This window comes from Mucilaginibacter sp. P4_G9, assembly GCF_056400985.1.
Genome location: NZ_JBFUKF010000001.1, coordinates 68,822 through 89,079, shown reverse-complemented (window position 1 = coordinate 89,079; position 20,258 = coordinate 68,822). Strand labels below are relative to the sequence as shown.

Below are 20,258 nucleotides of genomic sequence, written 5' to 3'. Positions count from 1 at the left end.
ACCCTAAAATGAAAACAGAACTGGTAGCCGGATTAAAAATAATTTTGCAGGAACTGGGCGCCACAACGCTCATTGTAAGCCATAACCCCCAGGAACTGGATGGCTGGGTTAATGAGGAAATGGTTTTTGAGTAGATACTATACTTTCCCTGCGGGTTTCAAAACCTTATACTCCTTATACCAGGCAATGTAACCCATGATGGCTAAAACCAGGAAAATAATATACAATATGGCGGTTACATACAGGCTTTTGTAAATGTACAGCGGCACATAGCAAATATCAACAAATATCCAAAGCGCCCAGTTTTGCAATATCTTCCTGGTCATCAGCAACTGGGCCATAAAGCTTACCGCTGTACAAAACCCATCAATGTAAGGCACTTTTGAAGATGTATATTTTTGCAGAAATAAGCCTAACAGCCCCGATAAGATCAGGGTGGCCAGTATAGTGCACACATACTCTTTGGTATTAAGGCTGGTAACCGGCTTTTCCTTTCGTTCTTTTTTGCGGAGCCAGTAGTACCAGCCGTATATGCCTGTCCCCAGGAAATAAATCTGCAGGCCCGCATCGCCAAATAATGCGCTTTCATAAAAAACTACCATATAGGCAGTTACACTTATGATGCCCATTAGCCAGTTCCAGATGTTTTGTTTGGCGGCCAGGTAAACGCAGGCAATGCCCGTTAGTGCCCCCAACCACTCCAGGTAACCGGTTTGTTTAATTTCCTGGATAATGTGGCGGCCTATTGAGATGGGATCCATTTACATCAAATGTATAAAAGGAAAAATTTATTTGCCTCCATTCTGCAATGCCTGCTTATTTTATTGTGTTTGCCCCCTCACCATCAATTGTCAGGTTTGCGGGCTTACAATGTCAGCGTAACCTTCCCTACAGTCCTTCCGTTTTCCAGGTGCAAATGCGCGTTTGCCATTTGATCAAAAGGGAAGGTTTTTGATACATGTGATTTGACAATGCCTTTTTCTAAGAAGCCGGCAATAACCTGCATGTCCTTATCCCCCGGTTGTACCCTCATTGTATAGCCATTAGCACCAACCGCCCGGGCTTTTTCGGTTACACCTTCGTTTAAGCCGGATGGGATACTTATGATGGTACCGCCTTTTTTGATTATAGTTAATGAGCGGTCAATATATTCGCCTCCGATGGCATCTAATACAAAATCGATGTTCTTTACCGCGTTTTCAAATGGCTGCGCCTTGTAATCGATGTGCTCATCGGCCCCTAAGGATAAAACAAAATCTCTGTTGACAAGGGACGAAGTACCTATGACGTATGCGCCAAGGTGTTTTGCCATTTGCACGGCATAATGGCCTACCCCGCCTGCTGCAGCGTGGATTAATACCCTGCTGCCGGCTTTTATACTGCCATGTGTTGTTAATGCCTGCCAGGCGGTGAGTGCGGCAAGGGTGGCAGCTGCAGCCTCATCATGACTGATATTTGCCGGCTTTAACGCCAATTCATCAGCTTTCGCTGTTACGTATTCGGCATAGGCTTTGCCTAATTTAGGAAAGGCTAACATGGCAAACACTTCATCCCCGGGTTTAAAATTGGCCACGCTGGCGCCAACTTCGGTAATAACGCCCGAAATATCCCAGCCTAAAATGGCAGGCATCTCATCTTTTATTAATCCGGCCACACCTTTGCCCGAACGGGTTTTTACGTCAACCGGGTTAATGCTGATAGATTTTAACTGGATCAGTACCTCATCAGCCTGAATTGACGGGATGGGTATGTTTGTGGTTTTCAAATTTTCAACGCCACCAAAATCTTTTAAAATTATTGCTTTCATTATCTTTTTTAATTTGATAGGTCAAAGTTATACCGTAAAATGAAATTAAATTGGTATAATATTTCTGTAATTTGGTATTTTCGTACTATGATAAAGGAAAATTTATATGAACCTTTTTCTATTGCTTACAAAACAATAGATGCATGCCCCAAGCTTGCACATCAGCATCGCTTTTTTGAATTGATCTATATTATCTCTGGTACTGGTAAACAGTGCATCAATAAAAATAGTTTCAGTTATCGCGCCGGGCACATGTTCCTGATAACACCAGAGGATTGCCATTCACTCGATGTTGAAACCACTACCAAACTTTTCTTTTTGCGCTTTAACGATATCTATTTAAAAAGACAATGGCATATTAACAGAGAACGTTCAACGGCTGGAGTATATATTGCACAATGCCAATCACCAGCCGGGCTGTATCCTTAAAAATCAACCGGATAAACGTTTGGTTGGCCCGATGGTGGAGGCCATCATTGGCGAGTACGAGAATAAGGATATTTATAATAAGGAACTGATACAACAATTAGTAAACACACTGATTATAGTTGTTGCCCGTAATATTGCCCGCTACCTTCCCGAACAGGTGAATATGGGTACCGAAGAAAAGGCGATGGATATTTTGCAATACATTCAAAGCAATATCTATTATCCCGAAAAACTGAAAGCAGGGGTGATCAGCAGTAACTTCAGTATTTCGGAGGCCTATATGGGGCGGTATTTTAAAAAGCATGCCAGCGAAACGCTGCAGCAATACATTACCAACTATAAAACCAAACTAATAGAGCACCGCCTGCAATTCAGCGATAAGCGCCTTAATGAAATTGCCGGCGAGTTTGGCTTTACCGACGAAAGCCATTTTAATAAGTTTTTCCGGAAGCAAAAGGGTAACAGCCCTAAGGAATATCGTAAATCGGTACAGCTGGCCCGCACATTATAGTGCCTGTGTAACAGTTACATGCAGTAAGCGTCTTAATACAAATTTCTGATTACATCAGCTGATATGATATTAAAAACGTGCTGCCTCCTTACGTTGTTATTTGTTTGTTCGGGCGTTTACAGTCAATCGGCAAATAACGATAATCATGGCTTTACAATTATAGTTTTAAACGAAAGGGCACAACCAACAGAAGGGGCCGCTGTAAAATTACTGGAAGGCGGCAAACCTGTAAAAGCCGCCATGAGCGATATGGGGGGAGCTGCCAGATTCTTAAATATTAAGGCGGGGACGTATACATTTTCGGTTACCTACACCGGCTACAAGCCTCAAAATACCCATGCTTATCATTTTCCGGTTAATGTACATACGGATACTATAAAACTACAGTTATCAAATACAGCATTACAGGAGGTAAATGTTGTTGCCAATACACCGTTTGTACAGCAAAAAGAGGGTAAAGTTGTATTGAATGTTGAATCATCGGTTACAAGCGTTGGCTCTACAGTGCTGGAGGTTTTGGAAAAATCGCCGGGAGTAACTGTCGACAGGAACGGAGGTATTGCATTGAAAGGGAAAACCGGTGTACTGGTGATGATTGACGATAAACCCACCTACCTTTCAGGCACCGACCTGAACAATTTGCTGAGCAGCATGAACTCGGCACAGGTATTCCAGATAGAGCTGATTACTAATCCTACAGCTAAATACGACGCAAGTGGTAATGCGGGTATCATCAACATAAAAACTAAAAAAAATAAGCAAAAGGGTTTTAACGGCTCTTTCACCACATCTGTAGGGCAGGGCGTTTATCCCAAAAACAGTAATAGCCTGGTATTGAACTACCGCACAGGCAAGATCAATACTTTTTTTAATTACAACATGAATTTTGTTGAATACCTTACCAATATTTATGCCTTAAGAAAATATTATAACGCCAATAACACAGTAACAGCAAAGCTGGATCAGCCCTCTTATTTTTCGGGCACATCTTTTAACAACACCATTAAAACCGGGCTCGATTACTACCTTAACCCTAAAACTACATTAGGTATTGTATTGGGTGGCACGCTTGTTAACAGGCATGGCAATAACAGGGCTACCGCTACCTGGTTAGGTGTTGCCGATAGGGTAGATTCGGCCATTGCCACTACCAATAAAAGCAATAGCCGGTTTAAAAATGGTTCCATCAATTTAAATGCAAGGCATACCATATCTTCATCACAGGATCTGGAAGTAAATGCCGACCTGCTGCATTACAATATTCAAAGCGGGCAGAATTTTAATAACAGGCTGCTGGYGCCCGGCGGGTACGAAGATCTGTCGCGCGGAGATATTCCAACCACTATTAATATAGTATCGGGCAAGGTTGATTACTCCCTTAAATCTGAAAAGAGCGGCACCTTCCAGGCAGGCTATAAATCATCCTACAGCAATACAAATAATACGGCATTTTATGAAAATTTTGATGGCGCATACTGGGCCGAGGATTACAGCAAAAGCAACCACTTTTTATATAAGGAAAACATTAATGCCGTATACAGCACTTTTGAAAAAAAATATTCGAAACTAACTGCGCAGGCAGGCCTCAGGTATGAGTATACAAGCTACAAAGCCAATCAGCTGGGTAATGCCATTCAAAAAGATTCGGCTTTCTCCCGTAATTATGGYGGCTTTTTCCCAAGCGGTTACCTGAGCTACCAGGCAGATTCATCCAATAGCTTTACCCTTACAGCAGGCCGACGAATAGACAGGCCCATATTTCAAAATCTGAACCCTTTTTACTTTATTATAAATAAATACACCTATCAAACCGGCAACCCATACCTTTTGCCACAATACAGCTGGAACCTGGAGCTAAGCCATCAGTATAAAAACCTGCTTACTACCAGCGTATCCTATAGTAACATCAAAAATTACTTTTCGCAGCTGTTCCTTAATGATGCAGCGGAGGGGATACTTTTGTATACAGAAGGCAATGTGGGCAGCACCTATAATTTGGGCCTGTCGTCAACGCTGTCGGCATCGCCATTTAGCTGGTGGAACTTCACTCTGCAAGCCCTGTATAACCATAAGCAATTAAAAGGGTTTAATGGCAATACATATACCAGCCAGATCAACCAGCTTAACCTTAATATCAATAGCCAGTTTACGATAGCCAAAACTTATATTGCCGAGATCTCCGGCTTTTATACCACCAAAGCCCGTAACGATGTGCAGGAGCTACTGTACCCAACCGGGCAGCTTTCGGTTGGTATATCGCGGCCCCTGCTGAAAAAGAAAGCAACCTTAAAATTTAGCGCCAGGGATATTTTTTATACCAATGCGATGGAGGGATTAACCCAGTTTCCTAATGCCACCGAATATTTTAAGCTTACCAGGGATACCCGGGTATTTACACTTGCCTTTACTTACCGGTTTGGGAAATCGTACAAAGCGGCTAAACGATCATCAGACGGTAGTGCTACAGATGAAAAGGACAGGGTAGGGAATGGTTAATCAACCAATATAAATACTTGTCTTCAAGCAAAAAAACGCCCTGCCAGGATTATCCGGCAGGGCGTTTTTAAGTATCACGCGGGGAATTATTTTTTCTCCGGCATCAGTATTAATTTAATAAGGTTTTTACCACTAAGGTATTTGTTGGCGCTTTCCCTGGTGCTTTGAACGGTTATCTGTTCAAGATTACCTACATGTTTCAGGATCTCATCGGGGTTTTCACCATTTTGTAGTGATGAAGCCAGGTATCCTGCCCAAAAAATATTTTCCTTCATTTGTTCGCGGGTTGTACGGGCTTCCTCAGCAACAAATTTCTGAATATCTGTTGGCTGGGCGCCGTTTAATTTGAGCTTGGCTATTTCATCCAATGTAGATGCTATCATTTTGTCCACATTCTCGGGCGCGCATCCAAAATAAACGGTGATGGTATATCTGCCGCTTGGAATTTTATGATAACCAGCCCTTACACCGGGTGCGTAAACTCCGCTTTCCTGTTCGCGTAAACGCTCAATCAGTTTAATATTCAGCACCTCTTCAAGCGCATCCATCTGGAGGTTATTAGCTTCGTTATATTCATAATCTCCGCTGAAAACCAATTGAACACTGCTTTTTTCGGCCACACCTTTATTTACTATTTTGGTGATCTCTCCTGCCGGCGGCTGAATTTTAAGGTTCCTATAAGTTTCTTTGCTATTGGTTGATGGCAGGCCTCCTAAATAATGCTCCAGGTAAGGTTTTACTGTTTCTATATCAAAATTACCTACCAATGTAAAAGTAAAGTTGCTGGCGTCGGCAAACCTGCTTTTGTAAAAAGCGTATGCCTTATCAAGCGAAGCAGTATTTAATCTTTCGGCTTTGGTTACCATTCCTCTAAAATTATAGTTGCTTAAAACGGCCGATATAGTATCCTGGAATACACTCGGTGGATCAAGCCCCCTATTGGCCAGCACCGATTTAGTTTGGGAGATTGTTGATTGCCAGATATCGTTATCCTTACGTGGCTGCGTAAAATACAGGTAGATGAGTTGCAAGGCGGTTTCAAAATCGGCGGGAGATGTACGGCCCGTTATTCCCTGGGCAAACTCGCTGATGTAAGGGTTAATGCTTACATTTTTGCCGGCAAGCTTTTTATCAAGCATACCCTGGTTAAACTGTGCAACACCGCTGCTGCTTATGATAGATGACGCCAAATTGGCCGATGTAAAATCATCATCATTTGCCAGTGATGACCCGCCAAAGGCATAGCCGTTTATCAGGATCTGATCGTTTTTGTACTCTGTTGGTTTCAATACCACCTTAAGGCCATTACCAAAAGTGAGGGTTGTGGTACCAATTGCAGAATCTGCAACTGCTGAAGTAACCTTGGTGCCTTCGGGTAATTTGCTTAATAATGGGTCTGATGATACATTATCAACATAAGCCGTAACGTTTTGGCCCGCGCTGCTTATCCATTGCAGTAAAGTGCTTTCGGACGGTAAAGCGGCTTTATCCTTTTCGGGGCCTTCAACAATTACCACCCTGTTTTGATCGCCAATRAATTTGCCGGCCAGGGCATTCATTTCGGATAAGGTTATTTTACCAATGTTATTTACATAAAAATTGTATTCGTAGTCAATACCCGGTATAGCTTCGCCCTCTAAAAAGTGCTGCTGGTATTCGCGTACAAAATTTACCGATCTTGTTTTATCCCTTTCTTTATAGGCATTGCCCATTTGCACAAGAGCGTCCTGCTTGGCGCGCTCCAGTTCGGTAAGTGTAAAACCAAATTTACGGGCTCTCTCAGTTTCGGCAACTACAGCTTTAATTGCACCTTCCAGCTCACCTGGTTTTGCTACCGCGATGGAGGTAAATGCATCCTGTTCGCCTAAAAAGCCACCATAGCTCGACCGGCCAAATAAAAACGGCGGATTGGGTTTTTGCAGCAATTCGCCTAAGCGCGAATTTAGCATTTGGTTAAACAGCTGTACCCTAACACTCTGCATATAGTCGTTAGTGTTTTTAATAGTTGTGCCCGGATGTTTTACAACAATTTGGGCAAGAGTGTAAGGGAACTCCTTATCTGTAGCTATTTTAACAGCGGTACCTGGTGTGGCAGGTACGGTATATTTTACACGTGGTTTTTCGGCAGCTGGATTTTGCAATCCCGAAAAATTCTGTTTTATCAGCGCCTCTACCTGTTTAGGATCAAAATCGCCAACGGCAATTACCGCCTGCAGATCCGGGCGATACCAGTCATGGTAAAAGCTCTTGATGGTTTCGGGCTTAAAATTTTTAAGGATAGCTTCCTTACCTATTGGCAGGCGTAAAGCATAACGCGAGTTATTGAGCAGTACCGGCAGTACCTGCTGTTGTAAGCGTTCCTGTGCGTTTTTTCCGCGTAAGCGTTCTTCCTCTAAAACAACACCACGCTCTTTATCTATCTCGGTAGGGTCAAAGCTCACGTAGCCGGCCCAGTTGGCCAGTATTTTGAAGCCATTGTTAAAAATCGCTGCGGTATCGGTTGGTATGGGTAACTGGTAAACCGTTTCGTTAAATGAGGTATAGGCATTTAAATCGGCGCCAAATTTCACACCCGATTTTTGCAGGTAATCAACCATTTGGTTTTTAGGAAAATCGCGGGTGCCATTAAAAGCCATATGCTCGGTAAAATGCGCAAGGCCCTGCTGGTCGTCGGTTTCTAAAACCGATCCTACTTTATTTACCAGGTAAAGTTCGGCTTTGTTTTTGGGTTCAACATTTTCCCTGATGTAATAGGTTAATCCGTTTGGCAATTTGCCAATGATAACCTGTTTATCAATAGGTAATACATCGCCTTTTACAAGCAGTTGTGCTGGAACGGGTTTGCTTTTTGGCGATGGGGCCGGCCTTTTTTTTACTTGTGCAAAGGCGCTTCCTGTGGCTATAAGCAAAGTTAAAGCTGCAACAGAAAACTGTTTGTTTAAATTCATGATATTAATTAGGGAATATTTTATGCTAAGATGCTAAACGAAACTATTAGTTACAAATTATTGGCTAACAAGGCCGTTTTTATTTTTTTGCCATTTCATCCTTCATCATTTGTTCAAGCTCCGCCTGGTGATCTGTAAATATCTTTTGACCCCAGGCTCCGCCTTTTTGAAACATTATAGCTTGCTTTTCGGTCATTTTTATACCTGCAGGTGAAGAAAGGAAATCTGCTATCTGGTTAAGTTCAGCCTCGGAGTACTCCTCGGCATAAATTGGGATAAATGCTTTTTTTACATCATCAAAGGTTACATACTTATTGATGAATTTATTCATCGCATTTTTGAATGCGGTCCTTTTATCAATGGGTAATCGCTGGGCTTGAGTCTCTATAAGCGTGCCGAACATTTTTTGCAGGTTGGTCTCTATTCCTGATGCAATAAGCATCCGTTCTGCTGCTTTGAGGTGCGATGGTGTAAAGGTGGTAGTTTGCGCTTTTACTCCTGTAATACTAAATAATAGTGCCCCGGTTAAGGTGATTAGGGTCAGTTTAAATTTCATATACTATATTTTGATAAATATTTTTCTAATATACAATATCCACATCACCAGCCATAATATAATAACCGTAAATATGGCGCTGGCCAATGAAGCGTTTATGGGAGAGAAATATGGAGCAAAAAAGGTTTGATAAATTGACGATCCCCCGATTTTTATCATCCCCATATAATGCGGGATAAAGCCGGATAACACGTAAGCGGAAATAGCATTTGTGCCAAAAACCACAAAAGGGTAGGTGAATTTTTTATGCCCCTGCACATCAATTAGCCAGTAGTTAAGGGCCAGCGCAATGGTGGCCAGGCCACCAGTATAAAGCACAAAGGAGCTTGTCCAGAGTGCTTTGTTGATGGGGAAAAACAGATCCCATATTAAGCCTGTAATAACTGCTATTACACCGTAAGTAAACATCCAGCTTACTTTTACATTCTCGTCGCGGTCTTTACGTTTTAACCACGAACCTACACGTATGCCGAACAGGCCTGTAGCCACGGCGGGTAAGGTTCCCAGCAAACCTTCGGGGTCCCAGGTATGCGATTCGCGCCAGAGGTGATTGGTAGTAAATACCATCCGGTCTATCCAGGCGCCCATATTGGTTTCTGGCTCCAGGTTAGCATAGCCTACTCCCGGTACCGGGATAAAAGTCATGATGATAAAGTAACCGAAAAGCGCGCCGGCAAAAATCCAGTCGCGGGTTTTTTGTGATGTTTTTAAATATAGGGTGGTGCAGATAAAATAAACCAGGGCAATGCGCGGCAATACGCCCGGTAAGCGCAGGTGAGCTATGCCACCATCGGGATGAAAGATCAATTGGGTGATCCAGGGAATGGCTATCAGTATAGCAGTACGACGCAGCGCGGTTAATATTAACTTGCCATGGGGCATAACGGCCTTTTTGCTCTCCATGGCGTAAACCACTGACACTCCAACCATAAAAAGGAAAAAAGGGAATACCAGGTCGGTAGGCGTGCAGCCGTTCCATTTGGAGTGCTCTAGCGGTGCATAGATATGGCCCCAATCGCCGGGGTCATTAACTAAGATCATGGCAGCTATTGTTGCGCCGCGAAAGACGTCTAAAGAGAGAAGCCTTACGGGCTTTTCGGTAGTAATGGTAGCACTCATTCGTCTGCGATTGTTATTTTATAAATATAGCGATGAGTTTTTAAACCCATCGCTATGATTCACTAATATTACATTCGCTATTGCCTGTGTCGCTCATGGTAACTTTTCCTGCGGATAAAAAGGCCATCGCCTTCTGTTGCGTTTTGTATTTTTATGGCAATTCGTAATTTTCTGATTGTTAGATAGATGTGATTTTTTACTGTTTCACCTGTTGCGCAACAGTTTTGGATATATATAATTATAAAAAGCAACGAATCATAATATGGGTATATTGGACTTTTTTAAGAAGAAAGCGATCGGCGTTAACCAGTCGGTACCGCAAAACGAGGCCCCTCGGGTTAACAAAAATTGGTATATGCTGACTACTCTTGAGACCAGACTTATTGAAATGGGTTATCAGGTTAAAAGGCACAGTCAATATCTGGCTCTTATTGTAAATGACGAATTAGACATAGGTTTGATGGTGGTAGAAAATCCCGACAATCATCCAAGTATAATGCATTTAATGGTTTCTGCATCACATCCAAAATATTTCCCCAATGGAATAATAGAGAATGTTGCAGGAGCGGGTTATTCACTCGAAGACCAGGTGAACTCTGCTTTAGACAATTATATCAATTCAACATTTGTAACAATAATTGACAGTCTTTCGGATAGTCACAATCCTGATTTTGATTTTATGGCAATTGCCAACGGCAGAGAAGTATTATGGCACCCAAAACTGGGACCTTTAAATGTTCAGGGACAATGGAACGAATATCCACAAGGCGAACCTTTTTTTGAGCTATTGAAAGACAAAATTCCGGGTCAGTTAACTTCCAATAAAATAAATTGGCTGAAGATCTATATCTCCAAAAGAGCGGACGGGGAAATTATTGGGGAATGTCTTTTTAATAATTCAACCTGGGAAACCGCCTCAAACCAAATTTTCAATTATGCAAAGAGCTGGAAAATACCGGGCGAATTTCATGGCCTAAAGCAATTTATTATGTTTGGACGATGTGACGCATATGATGAATTAATATAATTTTCTATATTTGCATCAATTCCTGATTTGTTAACCTTTTAAATATCAAGGAATCATGACAGAGCTACGCTACATATCGCCCCTTTCGCTCATTGCCTAAACAGGCAGGCAAACACTGTATTTTTTATTGAATAATTAAACGGTTGCTTTGGTAACCCTGTACATTATTTTGCCTGCCTCAATTTCATAGGTTTTTTCCTGAGCGCTCTAAAAAAAGGCTATATCCTTATTCAAGGACGAACGGAGATCAAAAATCAAATTCAAAAAAAAACAAATGGATTGTGATGAACACACATGAATGGCCGTGCCGTATCAAATCGGCGCGGCAAAAAAGGAGGCTCGTAAAAACCGATCGTGATAAACAATTAATACAACTTTATAAACGGCGAAAAGAACTTCGTTATCAACAGTCACTTTTGCCAATGGTACCGCTTGAACATCCCTATCAGCGTGGCTGGAAACGGTTTTTTGTGCTTCGCGATAATTTAAAACACAGCCAAAGGGCAGCGTTTTATGAAACATTGCTGGCCAAGATAAACACGGTAGAATACCATTACGATAAATCGTTTAAACGGAAGAAGCGGCGTAAAAAATGCATTGGTTACGAAATGAGACAACAATTGCTGCGCGAGTTTTACCCTTATAACTGGCAAGTTAACAGGATGAATTTAACCGAAGAGGAAAAAGCCTGCTTTACCTGCGTTGAAACCTTTGACATTAAAACCAGGAGGGTAGATGTAAAATATGTGTTTACCGAACCATGGCGCTATATATTAAAAGTTGTACCTGATATAATAACGCATAAAAAACTGCTGGATATTGATATAGAAAGAGAACTGGCGCGGGTAAAGAACCGAATTAATACCAATTTTTTAACGCCGCGCATGGACTATATCACTCATGGACGGCTTCACCGCTGGAGAGGGGGTTATTCCGAGCCAGCCAAATACATTAACAAAATTAAAAACATACCCAGGTACAGTCCAAAAGAAGCTTACCTGGAATTAGAAACATAACCCACATGGGCAATTTAAGAACAAAAGATTTAAGTAAAATAGGTTATCATAACGATCAGCTGCGAAGCCTGGTTATTGGCATAGCCTCTAAAAATTTCAAGCACCACAGCAAGCAACAATTACTTGATCTGCTGGTGAATATTAAGAATGATCCGGAAGCATTCCTGGATGATGAACTAACAAGTAAAATAGCCGAAAAGGTTATTGGTAAAGTTGAAGGCCCATTGTTTAAAAGTTTTGAGTTGAGAAACGAGCCGGTATACTGTAAAACGTATGGCGGCAAGGGTATCGAATCATCTGCAAAAAAGCAAATGGAGCTGGCCAACCTCTTGCCTGTAAGCGTACAGGGCGCTTTAATGCCCGATGCGCATATGGGCTTTGGCTTACCAATTGGCGGTGTGCTGGCTACCGATAACGCGGTGATCCCATACGCGGTAGGCATGGATATTGGTTGCCGTATGGCGCTTTCCATTATTGACGAAAGCGATGGTTTCCTGAGACGGTTTGAATACCAGGTTAAACAGGCTTTAAAAAATCATACCCACTTCGGTATGGAAGGCGGCCTGGATGTAAGGCAGGAACACAGGGTGCTGGATAGCCCAGTATTTAATGAGCTATCCTTTTTAAAGCCCCTGCGCAGTAAAGCGGTAAGGCAATTGGGTACATCGGGCGGTGGCAACCACTTTGTGGAGTTTGGCGAGATAGAATTGTTAGCTGATAATACTTTGGGGTTACCTGCAAAAAAGCACACGGCTTTATTAACGCATTCGGGTAGCAGGGGTTTGGGTTCGGCCATAGCAAGGCATTACACCCAGATAGCCATGAACACCTGTAAACTGCCCCGCCATGCGCAACAACTGGCCTGGCTGGATATGAACAGCGAAGCAGGGCAAGAGTATTGGCTCGCCATGACACTTGCCGGCGATTATGCCAAAGCCTGCCACCAGCGCATTCATGCCAACCTGTTAAAAGCGTTGGGCTTAAATGCCTTGAACGTGGTAGAGAACCATCACAATTTTGCATGGAAGGATCAGCTTGCTGATGGCAGGGAAGTAATCGTGCATCGTAAAGGTGCAACACCCGCACACAAAGGCGAGCTGGGTATCATCCCCGGCAGCATGACCACGCCTGCTTACCTGGTATCGGGCAAAGGCTTGGGCGATGCATTATATTCCGCATCACATGGCGCAGGCCGGGCCATGAGCCGGCAAAAGGCAAAGGACAGCATGACGGTATCGGCTATGAAAAAGCTGCTGGCTAACGCAGGCGTTACCTTAATTGGCGGCACAGTTGAAGAGAATCCTTTAGCCTATAAGGATATCGAAACCGTGATAGCTGCGCAAGGCGACCTGATTGAGATCCAGGGCAAGTTTTTTCCACGTATTGTTAGAATGAATAAGGAATAGCGATGAAAAAGATGATGATACAAATCACCTCAGGCAAAGGCCCGGCAGAATGCTGCCGGGTTGTAGCCTGTGTACAAAGCTTGATGATAAAACAGGCTATACAACAAAGGATTGAACTGCAGGTGCTGGAAAATAAATCCGCTGAGTTAAACGGTACGTTACTATCAGCCACCATGATGGTCATCGGCGATGGCCTGGATGCCTTCGTAAAAGAATGGTCTGGAACCGTACAATGGATAGCACAAAGCCCGTATCGTAAATACCACAAGCGTAAAAACTGGTTTGTGGGCGTTGCTGCTTTTGATGTGAAGGAACTGATGCAATGGAACCCGAAAGATGTTAAGCTGGAAACCTGCCGCTCGTCCGGTCCGGGTGGGCAAAACGTAAACAAGGTAGAAACTGCTGTTCGGGGAACACACCTGCCATCGGGATTACAGGTAATGGCTATGGATACCCGCTCACAGCTGGAAAACAAGAAACTTTGCTTGGCCAGGCTTGAAGCCAAAATACTGGTTTGGCAAACCGAACAATTGATGGATCAACAACAAAGCCAATGGCAGGAACACAACGCGCTGGAGCGGGGGAATCCTGTTAAGACAATAAAGGGAGATTTGTTTTGATGATGCCGGGTTTACCCGCTTACCGGTGAACGCTTTGCAAAGCCCGGATGTTTATTTTCATCCGGGCTTTTTGTGGCTAAAAATTACGTGAAGGATTGGCGTGAAAAACGCAACCTAATATCGCTTAATCGAACCAAGGTCTATTAATTTTGTTCATTAAGGCAAGGCTTGCTCATCGTACTTAATTTTTTTGTTGCGAAAGAAAAGTGATAAGGGATGCAAACTCATCGTATGATAACGCATTGGCAAGACCGGTAGGCATCATGGATGTTTTTAATTCTTTGCGGCTAATTACGTCAGCAGCTTTAATCGTAAAAACTTCACCGATAATGTTTCGCATCACTATTTTTTGGGCCGATTCCGCAGTAATAAATCCCATATAACTTTTGTTCCCTTTTGCGGATATCATGACGGTGGCGAAGCCTTGAGAAATTGATGCATTAGGTTTAAGAACCGACTCTGCAATTTGCTGCCGTGTCATGATGGAACCAATTTGCCCCATAAACGGCCCTTTGGGTTTTTCACTCCTGGTAAGGTTATGGCAGGCTATGCAGCCCTGGCGTGCAAAAAGAACTTTTCCCTTTAAGGGGTCTCCCTTTATTTTTGCAATCATCAGCATCACATCCTCGATGGAAGTTTTTCCTATTTGCCCTTTCCTGTTCCTGATCTTTGCCAGGTCTATCTTAACTTCTTTCGTGGCAACACTTTTCTCTTCACCGCCAAATATCGTGATGCCCATTTGATGGCGGGCATTTAAATCGGCAAAAAGTTGTTTCCTGTTGGGAGCTGGTTTTGCCCATTCGGTTTTTAAAAACTTCTCAATTCGCGACGAGCCTTCCCACGTAACGCCTTTATAAATCGGTCCGTGCGAATCGGGCCTCGTGCCCCACCACCATGAAGCATCGTAAGCGTCTTCTTTTTTGTAAAGCCGGGATAGCGTTACCAGTATTTGCTTTTTTATTTTTTCATCCTTAACTTTTGAATAGGCCTCGATTAAACCATCAACAGCTTTAGTATCATACATATATCTTAAAGCCCATAGTGCAAGGGTAGAATTCCCGGTTCCGATTGCGTTAACGCAATCACTAACAGCATTCATACTTACGAGGGCTTTTACCGCCAGGTGTGCCGGTATAATTGCAGAATTAGGTTTGGCATGAGGGCCTTCCTCATTTTTGCCCGGCGCCGCAAAGGTAGCCGGAACGTGGGTTGCTAATAATTGCGGCGCTGCAGCTATTTTGCCGAGGCGGCCCAGGCCTACAATAGCTGCGGCCTGAACCCGTGCAGAAGGATCCCTTAAGCCGGCTAAAAACGGCTCGATGGGTACGTTTTGGAGGCCAGACTTTCTGTCGGCCAGCGCCCTTAAGGCAAATTCCTTTAACTCTTCGTTTTTAGAAAGCTGTACCAGCGCTGGTATCCCGTTTTCACGGGCCGCCTGGGCATAGGTGTAAATACCCGCTACCCGGGCATATAAGGGCAGGCTTGCATCATTTGCAATTGCAAGCGACAGTTTGCTGCTCTCTTCAACAGGCCGGGTAATGAGTTTCTGAGACGCGCTTAACCTGGTTACAGCGCTTGCTGATTTAAGTAAGTTTGCCAGATCGCCTGATGAAGCAGCATTAAGATCGGGGAATGCTTTATACGTCCAGTTTTTGGGCACAGCCCTCACAACATAGCCTTTAGCGGGGTCGCCAGAGTAACCAGCGCCATCCCATGCCGAGAGGTAAAGTCTTCCAGACCCATCTACATCAAGATCTGTAATTTGCGGCAATTGAATAAACTCTTCTTCTTTTTGCTGAAAGCTGGCGCCATCCGGTTTTATGCGGTTAATATAAAGTTCGCTTCTTCCCCAGTCGGCTGTCATTGGTACGCGGTTATATTTTTCCGGCCAGGTGGGCTCGTCCATAAACAAAGAGCCTGTGCCCGATCCTCCCCCTAAATCTACAAGGGCCGGTAAAATCTCATCCGTAAAGTGCTGAAACAACAGGGGGTACCCATATTCGCCCGATTGTATGTGGTGAGAAAAACGTATGTTCCATCCACCGCCATCATTGGTATTGTCCCTTGTGAAAATGTTCATGTAGGGGTCAATGGCAACGTCGTAAATGTTCCTGGTTCCATGCGTGTAAATCTCCATCTCAGTTCCATCCGGGCGTACTCTAACTATACCACCACCCAGCATGGTTAGTTTTTTGCCGCTGCGGTCAACAGCATCATGAAATCCAAAGTCACCAACAGCAATATATATCCAGCCGTCAATGCCCATACGTATTCCATTAGTAGCATGGTCTGTCCCTCTTTCAGCCAGCATGTGCGCATTGCTTATATGCTCAATAAGGGGTTTTGGAGGTCCGTCAGCAATGCCGTTCTGGTCTTTGTCTATAAAAACTTCCAGGTTCATTCCACTTGCCTTACCCGTTTCTTTAGAGAATACGGTGTGCATTACATAAACCTGGTCGCCCATAACGAGGATACCGCGGGGATCATCAACTTCTGCAAATTCTGTATGCTTGTCTATTTTAGCGTCATTATCACTGTCTACAAGTCTGATAATTTTTCCTTTTCCAGGAGTTTTGCCTAACGAACCCATCATATCAACACCAACAAATACTTCACCTGTTGGCGCTGTCGCAATGCAGGCGGGGCTTGGCGTAAGCTCGGGGCCTGCAAATGTGGTAACCGTTAATCCATCCGGCCAACGCAAAGAATCTTTGTGTGCAGTACCTGAGGCTTGCCTTTGAATTATCAAAGAAGGTGTGGTTTGAGGTTGACTTTCTTGAAAGAAAACACCTGTAAGGTACCTGAACATACCTAAAAAGACTATAACAAAAAACAGCGTGAAGGAAAATTTTAGCATAAGTGGTTTGAGTTTATGGATAATTATTACACTATCAAACGGCTAAATTTATGGGTTTCATTTATTGATAATTGCATTTATTTCAATCTTTATCATTTAATCCCCTACTTTTTGACAATATGCCCCCCATCGGGTCAGTTCGCAAAAAAAACAACTTAGTTGCCCAAGTCACTTTTAACCCTTAGTTTAAAGAATCCGTCGATGCCAGGGCGGGGATTTCGATAGTGTGATCCAATGCTATTTTAAAGTTTCCCCTTACCTGTTTAACAGGTGAAGCCATCATAGTTGTTATTTCATGAAGATCAAATTCTCGCAACTGTTTTAACGCAAACACTATTTTTTGTTCCGCGGTTAAAACCTCCAAAGAAGCTTCGCTAAGTTGCGTTAAAAAAGGCAGGCAGTTTCAACAGCTATATGGTATAATGCCACATCAAGTCTGTCTGTTTCTTTTAAGCCATTAAGCTTTCTCCAAAACCTAACCAATATTTCCCGTACTTGTTCATCCGCGTTTTTATGATCCAGGCCTAAACGACTAAGGAAGTAATACAACCCCGGCGCATATTTCTTTAATAACGATTGAAAGGCCTATCGCCTGGACAAGCGCCGGATCAATCCGGCTAACATTTTCTGCTCATCAATTGCATTCGTTTCCATAATTACTATAATTTAAAATCATTTGCGATTATTTTTGTAAATCAATAACCGCAACCCTTTAAATAGCACCAGCGTTGAACCCTCATGCCCCACTAATGCAGGGCCGATGCCGGAAATACCTAAAATTGTTAATGGGATCAGGATAGCCGATATTCAATTACATTATAAATCAGCAAGTATAATGGAAAAACGCAAATTGATCGGTTCGATGTATCCTAAAAATCTATGTTTTGACGGAAGAGAGCATCGAACCCCTCATTTGAGCCAACCGATTTCTCCTATCTTGCAGATTAACAGGCTATTAAAGAGCATAAAAAAAGGGGAAAAGTTATCTTTTGATAACCTTTCCCCTCTGGTAGCCCGTAGGGGAAAAATCTCGAACTCTTTTATAGGTGATTTGAGGCGTTTAGTTAGATAAGCCTAATAGTTGATATATCTATAATAGAAAGAATAATCTCTCACATAGTTTCTATAGCAAGTCCGATTCAAATGTTATAAAACCAATTTTCTTTTTTCTTTTTGACATCCATTTATACAATAACGAAATACGTTTGTATGTGCTGTAATTTTTATATTCCAAAAAATCATCTTTTTTTAAAACATACTCTATATTATCACAAGGTATTTTTCGCTTTCGTTCACTAGTCTGTAAATTAACCTTTAGAATTAAATACTCTATTATTACTATATTTTGGGAGTCGATTTCTATTGAATCTGCCGCAACGATTCGGCCGTTCTTCAATTGTAGTATATCTCCCTTTTGAATTATGAAATCTCTTAAAAATTTTTGTTTTTGTGAGTTTATAATTTTTGATTTTTCAGAGCCGAGGTGATGGTTATATAAGTAAGTAATAAGGTTTTGATACAGGATTTTATCTTTATAAAAGTATTCGCCTTTAATATCTTTTTTGAGAGCTTCAACAAAGTATAATGTATGGATATGAATTTTATCGATTGTTCTGATCCCCTTGATTTTTATCGGAACTTCAAAACGAAGTATCAAAGATCTTATGTCATCAATTGCAAAGCCGAACTTGTCATTTATTTTTAAATCAGTGACACTAAAATAAGCCCGTTCTCCAGCGAATATTTTCTTACTGTCAATCGCCAATTTATGTAAGGCGTCCCATTTTAAAATATCGTGCTCAAAAGAACCGGTATCATTTCTATATCTTACGTATAAAGCTTTATTCAGATATAGTTCCGCATAGTTTCCCTCTGGCCAAAAATCTATCCCTTTTACTTTAATAGAAATTTCTGGACTTAAAGCATCCTCCAGTTGTAAGATTGCATATGTTCCCAAGCTCTCGTAAATATGTTTAAATTCAGTTATCCTGAATAATTTTCTTTTTTCACCTCCCCGCCTTAATTCTGAATGCGTTGATAACTGGACAATATAATGTCGTTTCCCCGTTGAACATGGTTTGTTGCATACTAAAAGGTAAATCATAAAAAAAATTATTCGCTGTAACGTTATAGTTCACCCTGATATATTCATTTCCAAAACTCTCACCCAATTCATAATCAATACTTACTTCTTTAATATATTGGCCACAATCTATTGTTTCCTTAATTTTTTCAAATAAAAACATGCTAAAATCTAACCAATTCATATTCTAAGTTATTGATATACAAATTATTAAATAATATCAGTGGATAATTAATACAACATTTTTACTCTATATAATATAAAGTAAAAACATAAAAGCTTATTAATCAATACATTTAAAACATGTCGTTTATATGGGGGATACAATTATCAAGAATAAAATTCTCGATAATATTGTCACCAAAGACGCAATTAATTAAATATGAAGCAATTGTGGTTGAAAAAAATAAAAAGGGCTCGAGTCCTATTTTTTATAAATGTCAGATTTTTTTTAGAAATTGAGCTAACTTTTGATAAAGATAGCTTGAGAAGATATTGAGGAGAACCCCCGAAATGATCTCAATTGCAGTCATCACTCCAAATATATGATTGATCAACTGAAAACACGAGAGTTACTGAAGAAAACAGAAAATAAATTTATTTCAGATCAAAAAGCGTTGAGAATTTTTAACGTAGATAAAACAGCAGCTTTAGAAATTTTGAGTCAGTTAGGTGATATGGGATATATTGAGAAAACAGGAATTGAAGGACTTTGGCAGTGCTCATTGAGGGGTAAAGTATTAGTAAATAAAAAATTTAGCAAAGAATTTAGAGTTGATACATTAAAAAAGCAATTAGCTAACTTGTTAAAAAGATTAAAAATAGTAAACGCATCAAAAGAGTATCCTTACTGTGTTAGTGACGCAATTATAACAAGTGAATATCCTATTGAACTCAGGAGTAATGGGATTAATATTGCATATTCCCTACAATCGAAAGGATTTACTGAAAAAGAATATTGGAAGGCTGCGCAAGAACTCAGGAAACGACACAAAGGAAATTTTGGCAATATCGTCGAGTATCATGCTTACCCGCATGAAGCCATCAGGCTTTTTCTAAAATCAAGAAGCCCTATTTTAAAATTAAGAAATTACAGTAATAATGAAATCCAGGAAATCACCGGGTATAAAATATTGATAAAGTAATTGTATACAACTAATATAGAGGCGCAAATAGAGATAATAGTTATTTTGTTGATTTTTTTGTTATTATCATAAAGCAAAAAGCCGCTCTACTTTCGTAAAGCGGCTTCGTAGCCCAGAAGGGAGATTCTTTGAACACTTAATGGAGTTTTTAGAGGCTGTTGAGCCGATTGAAAACAAGATTTCAAGTACTTGAAATTTTCAAATGTAGATTATAGTGCTTATCTATAGTAGTTCAAAT

The 20,258-nt window shown here is 41.6% G+C and carries 16 protein-coding genes; 8 read left to right on the top strand and 8 right to left on the bottom strand.

Translation table 11 applies throughout. The features are described 5' to 3' along the window. Positions 1-137: 137 nt before the first annotated feature. Together pnuC and AC1DPZ_RS00330 are read right to left on the bottom strand one after the other, a co-directional pair. A complete protein-coding gene (gene pnuC / locus AC1DPZ_RS00335) occupies positions 138-761 on the bottom strand; it encodes a nicotinamide riboside transporter PnuC (protein ID WP_477400431.1) in 624 nt (207 codons plus the stop codon). Between the two features lie 104 nt (positions 762-865). After that, positions 866-1,807 carry an NADP-dependent oxidoreductase gene (locus AC1DPZ_RS00330; protein ID WP_477400430.1) on the bottom strand — a complete coding sequence of 314 codons (942 nt, stop codon included), beginning with the start codon at positions 1,805-1,807 and terminating at the stop codon, positions 866-868. 87 nt (positions 1,808-1,894) lie between these two features. Here AC1DPZ_RS00330 and AC1DPZ_RS00325 point away from each other — a divergent pair, with 87 nt between their 5' ends. The 3 genes from AC1DPZ_RS00325 to AC1DPZ_RS00315 all read left to right on the top strand — a co-directional run bounded on the left by AC1DPZ_RS00325 (position 1,895) and on the right by AC1DPZ_RS00315 (position 5,243). Beyond that, on the top strand, positions 1,895-2,236 hold the full coding sequence (locus AC1DPZ_RS00325; protein ID WP_477400428.1) for an AraC family ligand binding domain-containing protein: 342 nt from the start codon (positions 1,895-1,897) through the stop codon (positions 2,234-2,236). Next, positions 2,199-2,747, top strand: coding sequence for an AraC family transcriptional regulator (locus AC1DPZ_RS00320; RefSeq protein WP_477400427.1), 549 nt, complete (start codon positions 2,199-2,201; stop codon positions 2,745-2,747). Before AC1DPZ_RS00325 ends, AC1DPZ_RS00320 begins: the two co-directional genes overlap by 38 nt. A 63-nt stretch (positions 2,748-2,810) precedes the next feature. Continuing rightward, positions 2,811-5,243, top strand: coding sequence for a TonB-dependent receptor (locus AC1DPZ_RS00315; protein WP_477400425.1), 2,433 nt, complete (start codon positions 2,811-2,813; stop codon positions 5,241-5,243). An 86-nt stretch (positions 5,244-5,329) separates the two neighbouring features. On the opposite strand, the gene AC1DPZ_RS00310 is transcribed toward AC1DPZ_RS00315, so the two are convergent. From AC1DPZ_RS00310 to AC1DPZ_RS00300, 3 genes are all read right to left on the bottom strand, one after another. Further along, positions 5,330-8,191 carry a M16 family metallopeptidase gene (locus tag AC1DPZ_RS00310; protein ID WP_477400424.1) on the bottom strand — a complete coding sequence of 954 codons (2,862 nt, stop codon included), beginning with the start codon at positions 8,189-8,191 and terminating at the stop codon, positions 5,330-5,332. Between the two features lie 79 nt (positions 8,192-8,270). After that, complete coding sequence (locus AC1DPZ_RS00305; RefSeq protein ID WP_477400423.1) at positions 8,271-8,747, bottom strand: DUF2059 domain-containing protein; 477 nt, start codon at positions 8,745-8,747, stop codon at positions 8,271-8,273. Between the two features lie 3 nt (positions 8,748-8,750). Further along, entirely contained in the window at positions 8,751-9,866 is a 1,116-nt protein-coding gene (locus AC1DPZ_RS00300; protein WP_477400422.1) for an acyltransferase family protein, read from the bottom strand. 262 nt (positions 9,867-10,128) lie between these two features. Here AC1DPZ_RS00300 and AC1DPZ_RS00295 point away from each other — a divergent pair, with 262 nt between their 5' ends. The 4 genes from AC1DPZ_RS00295 to prfH all read left to right on the top strand — a co-directional run bounded on the left by AC1DPZ_RS00295 (position 10,129) and on the right by prfH (position 13,935). Then, on the top strand, positions 10,129-10,893 hold the full coding sequence (locus AC1DPZ_RS00295) for a DUF6348 family protein (RefSeq protein WP_477400421.1): 765 nt from the start codon (positions 10,129-10,131) through the stop codon (positions 10,891-10,893). A 422-nt stretch (positions 10,894-11,315) separates the two neighbouring features. Next, positions 11,316-11,909 carry a hypothetical protein gene (locus tag AC1DPZ_RS00290; RefSeq protein WP_477400420.1) on the top strand — a complete coding sequence of 198 codons (594 nt, stop codon included), beginning with the start codon at positions 11,316-11,318 and terminating at the stop codon, positions 11,907-11,909. Between the two features lie 5 nt (positions 11,910-11,914). Continuing rightward, the gene (locus AC1DPZ_RS00285) at positions 11,915-13,315 is read left to right on the top strand and encodes an RtcB family protein (protein ID WP_477400419.1); all 1,401 of its coding nucleotides are present in this window, start codon (positions 11,915-11,917) and stop codon (positions 13,313-13,315) included. 11 nt (positions 13,316-13,326) lie between these two features. After that, positions 13,327-13,935 carry a peptide chain release factor H gene (gene prfH / locus AC1DPZ_RS00280; RefSeq protein WP_477400418.1) on the top strand — a complete coding sequence of 203 codons (609 nt, stop codon included), beginning with the start codon at positions 13,327-13,329 and terminating at the stop codon, positions 13,933-13,935. 181 nt (positions 13,936-14,116) lie between these two features. Here prfH and AC1DPZ_RS00275 read toward each other — a convergent pair whose 3' ends face one another. The 3 genes from AC1DPZ_RS00275 to AC1DPZ_RS00265 form a co-directional block, all read right to left on the bottom strand. Next, positions 14,117-16,792, bottom strand: a complete 2,676-nt coding sequence (locus AC1DPZ_RS00275; protein WP_477400417.1) for a DUF7133 domain-containing protein — start codon at positions 16,790-16,792, stop codon at positions 14,117-14,119. 1,123 nt (positions 16,793-17,915) lie between these two features. Continuing rightward, positions 17,916-18,749, bottom strand: coding sequence for a hypothetical protein (locus AC1DPZ_RS00270; protein ID WP_477400416.1), 834 nt, complete (start codon positions 18,747-18,749; stop codon positions 17,916-17,918). 49 nt (positions 18,750-18,798) lie between these two features. Then, positions 18,799-19,059 (bottom strand): hypothetical protein, encoded by a 261-nt coding sequence (locus tag AC1DPZ_RS00265; protein ID WP_477400415.1) that lies wholly within the window; start codon positions 19,057-19,059, stop codon positions 18,799-18,801. Positions 19,060-19,420: 361 nt separating this feature from the next. On the opposite strand from AC1DPZ_RS00265, the gene AC1DPZ_RS00260 reads away from it, so the two are divergent. Next, positions 19,421-20,020, top strand: a complete 600-nt coding sequence (locus AC1DPZ_RS00260) for a hypothetical protein (protein WP_477400413.1) — start codon at positions 19,421-19,423, stop codon at positions 20,018-20,020. Positions 20,021-20,258 lie beyond the last annotated feature (238 nt).

Bases quoted from the DNA above. Each gene is read 5' to 3' on its own strand.
- AC1DPZ_RS00330 (WP_477400430.1), bottom strand. From the start codon at position 1,807: ATGAAAGCAATAATTTTAAAAGATTTTGGTGGCGTTGAAAATTTGAAA.
- AC1DPZ_RS00300 (WP_477400422.1), bottom strand. From the start codon at position 9,866: ATGAGTGCTACCATTACTACCGAAAAGCCCGTAAGGCTTCTCTCTTTA.
- AC1DPZ_RS00290 (WP_477400420.1), top strand. From the start codon at position 11,316: ATGGTACCGCTTGAACATCCCTATCAGCGTGGCTGGAAACGGTTTTTT.
- prfH (WP_477400418.1), top strand. From the start codon at position 13,327: ATGATGATACAAATCACCTCAGGCAAAGGCCCGGCAGAATGCTGCCGG.
- AC1DPZ_RS00260 (WP_477400413.1), top strand. From the start codon at position 19,421: ATGATTGATCAACTGAAAACACGAGAGTTACTGAAGAAAACAGAAAAT.
- AC1DPZ_RS00275 (WP_477400417.1), bottom strand. From the start codon at position 16,792: ATGCTAAAATTTTCCTTCACGCTGTTTTTTGTTATAGTCTTTTTAGGT.
- pnuC (WP_477400431.1), bottom strand. From the start codon at position 761: ATGGATCCCATCTCAATAGGCCGCCACATTATCCAGGAAATTAAACAA.
- AC1DPZ_RS00305 (WP_477400423.1), bottom strand. From the start codon at position 8,747: ATGAAATTTAAACTGACCCTAATCACCTTAACCGGGGCACTATTATTT.
- AC1DPZ_RS00295 (WP_477400421.1), top strand. From the start codon at position 10,129: ATGGGTATATTGGACTTTTTTAAGAAGAAAGCGATCGGCGTTAACCAG.
- AC1DPZ_RS00265 (WP_477400415.1), bottom strand. From the start codon at position 19,059: ATGAATTGGTTAGATTTTAGCATGTTTTTATTTGAAAAAATTAAGGAA.
- AC1DPZ_RS00285 (WP_477400419.1), top strand. From the start codon at position 11,915: ATGGGCAATTTAAGAACAAAAGATTTAAGTAAAATAGGTTATCATAAC.
- AC1DPZ_RS00325 (WP_477400428.1), top strand. From the start codon at position 1,895: ATGATAAAGGAAAATTTATATGAACCTTTTTCTATTGCTTACAAAACA.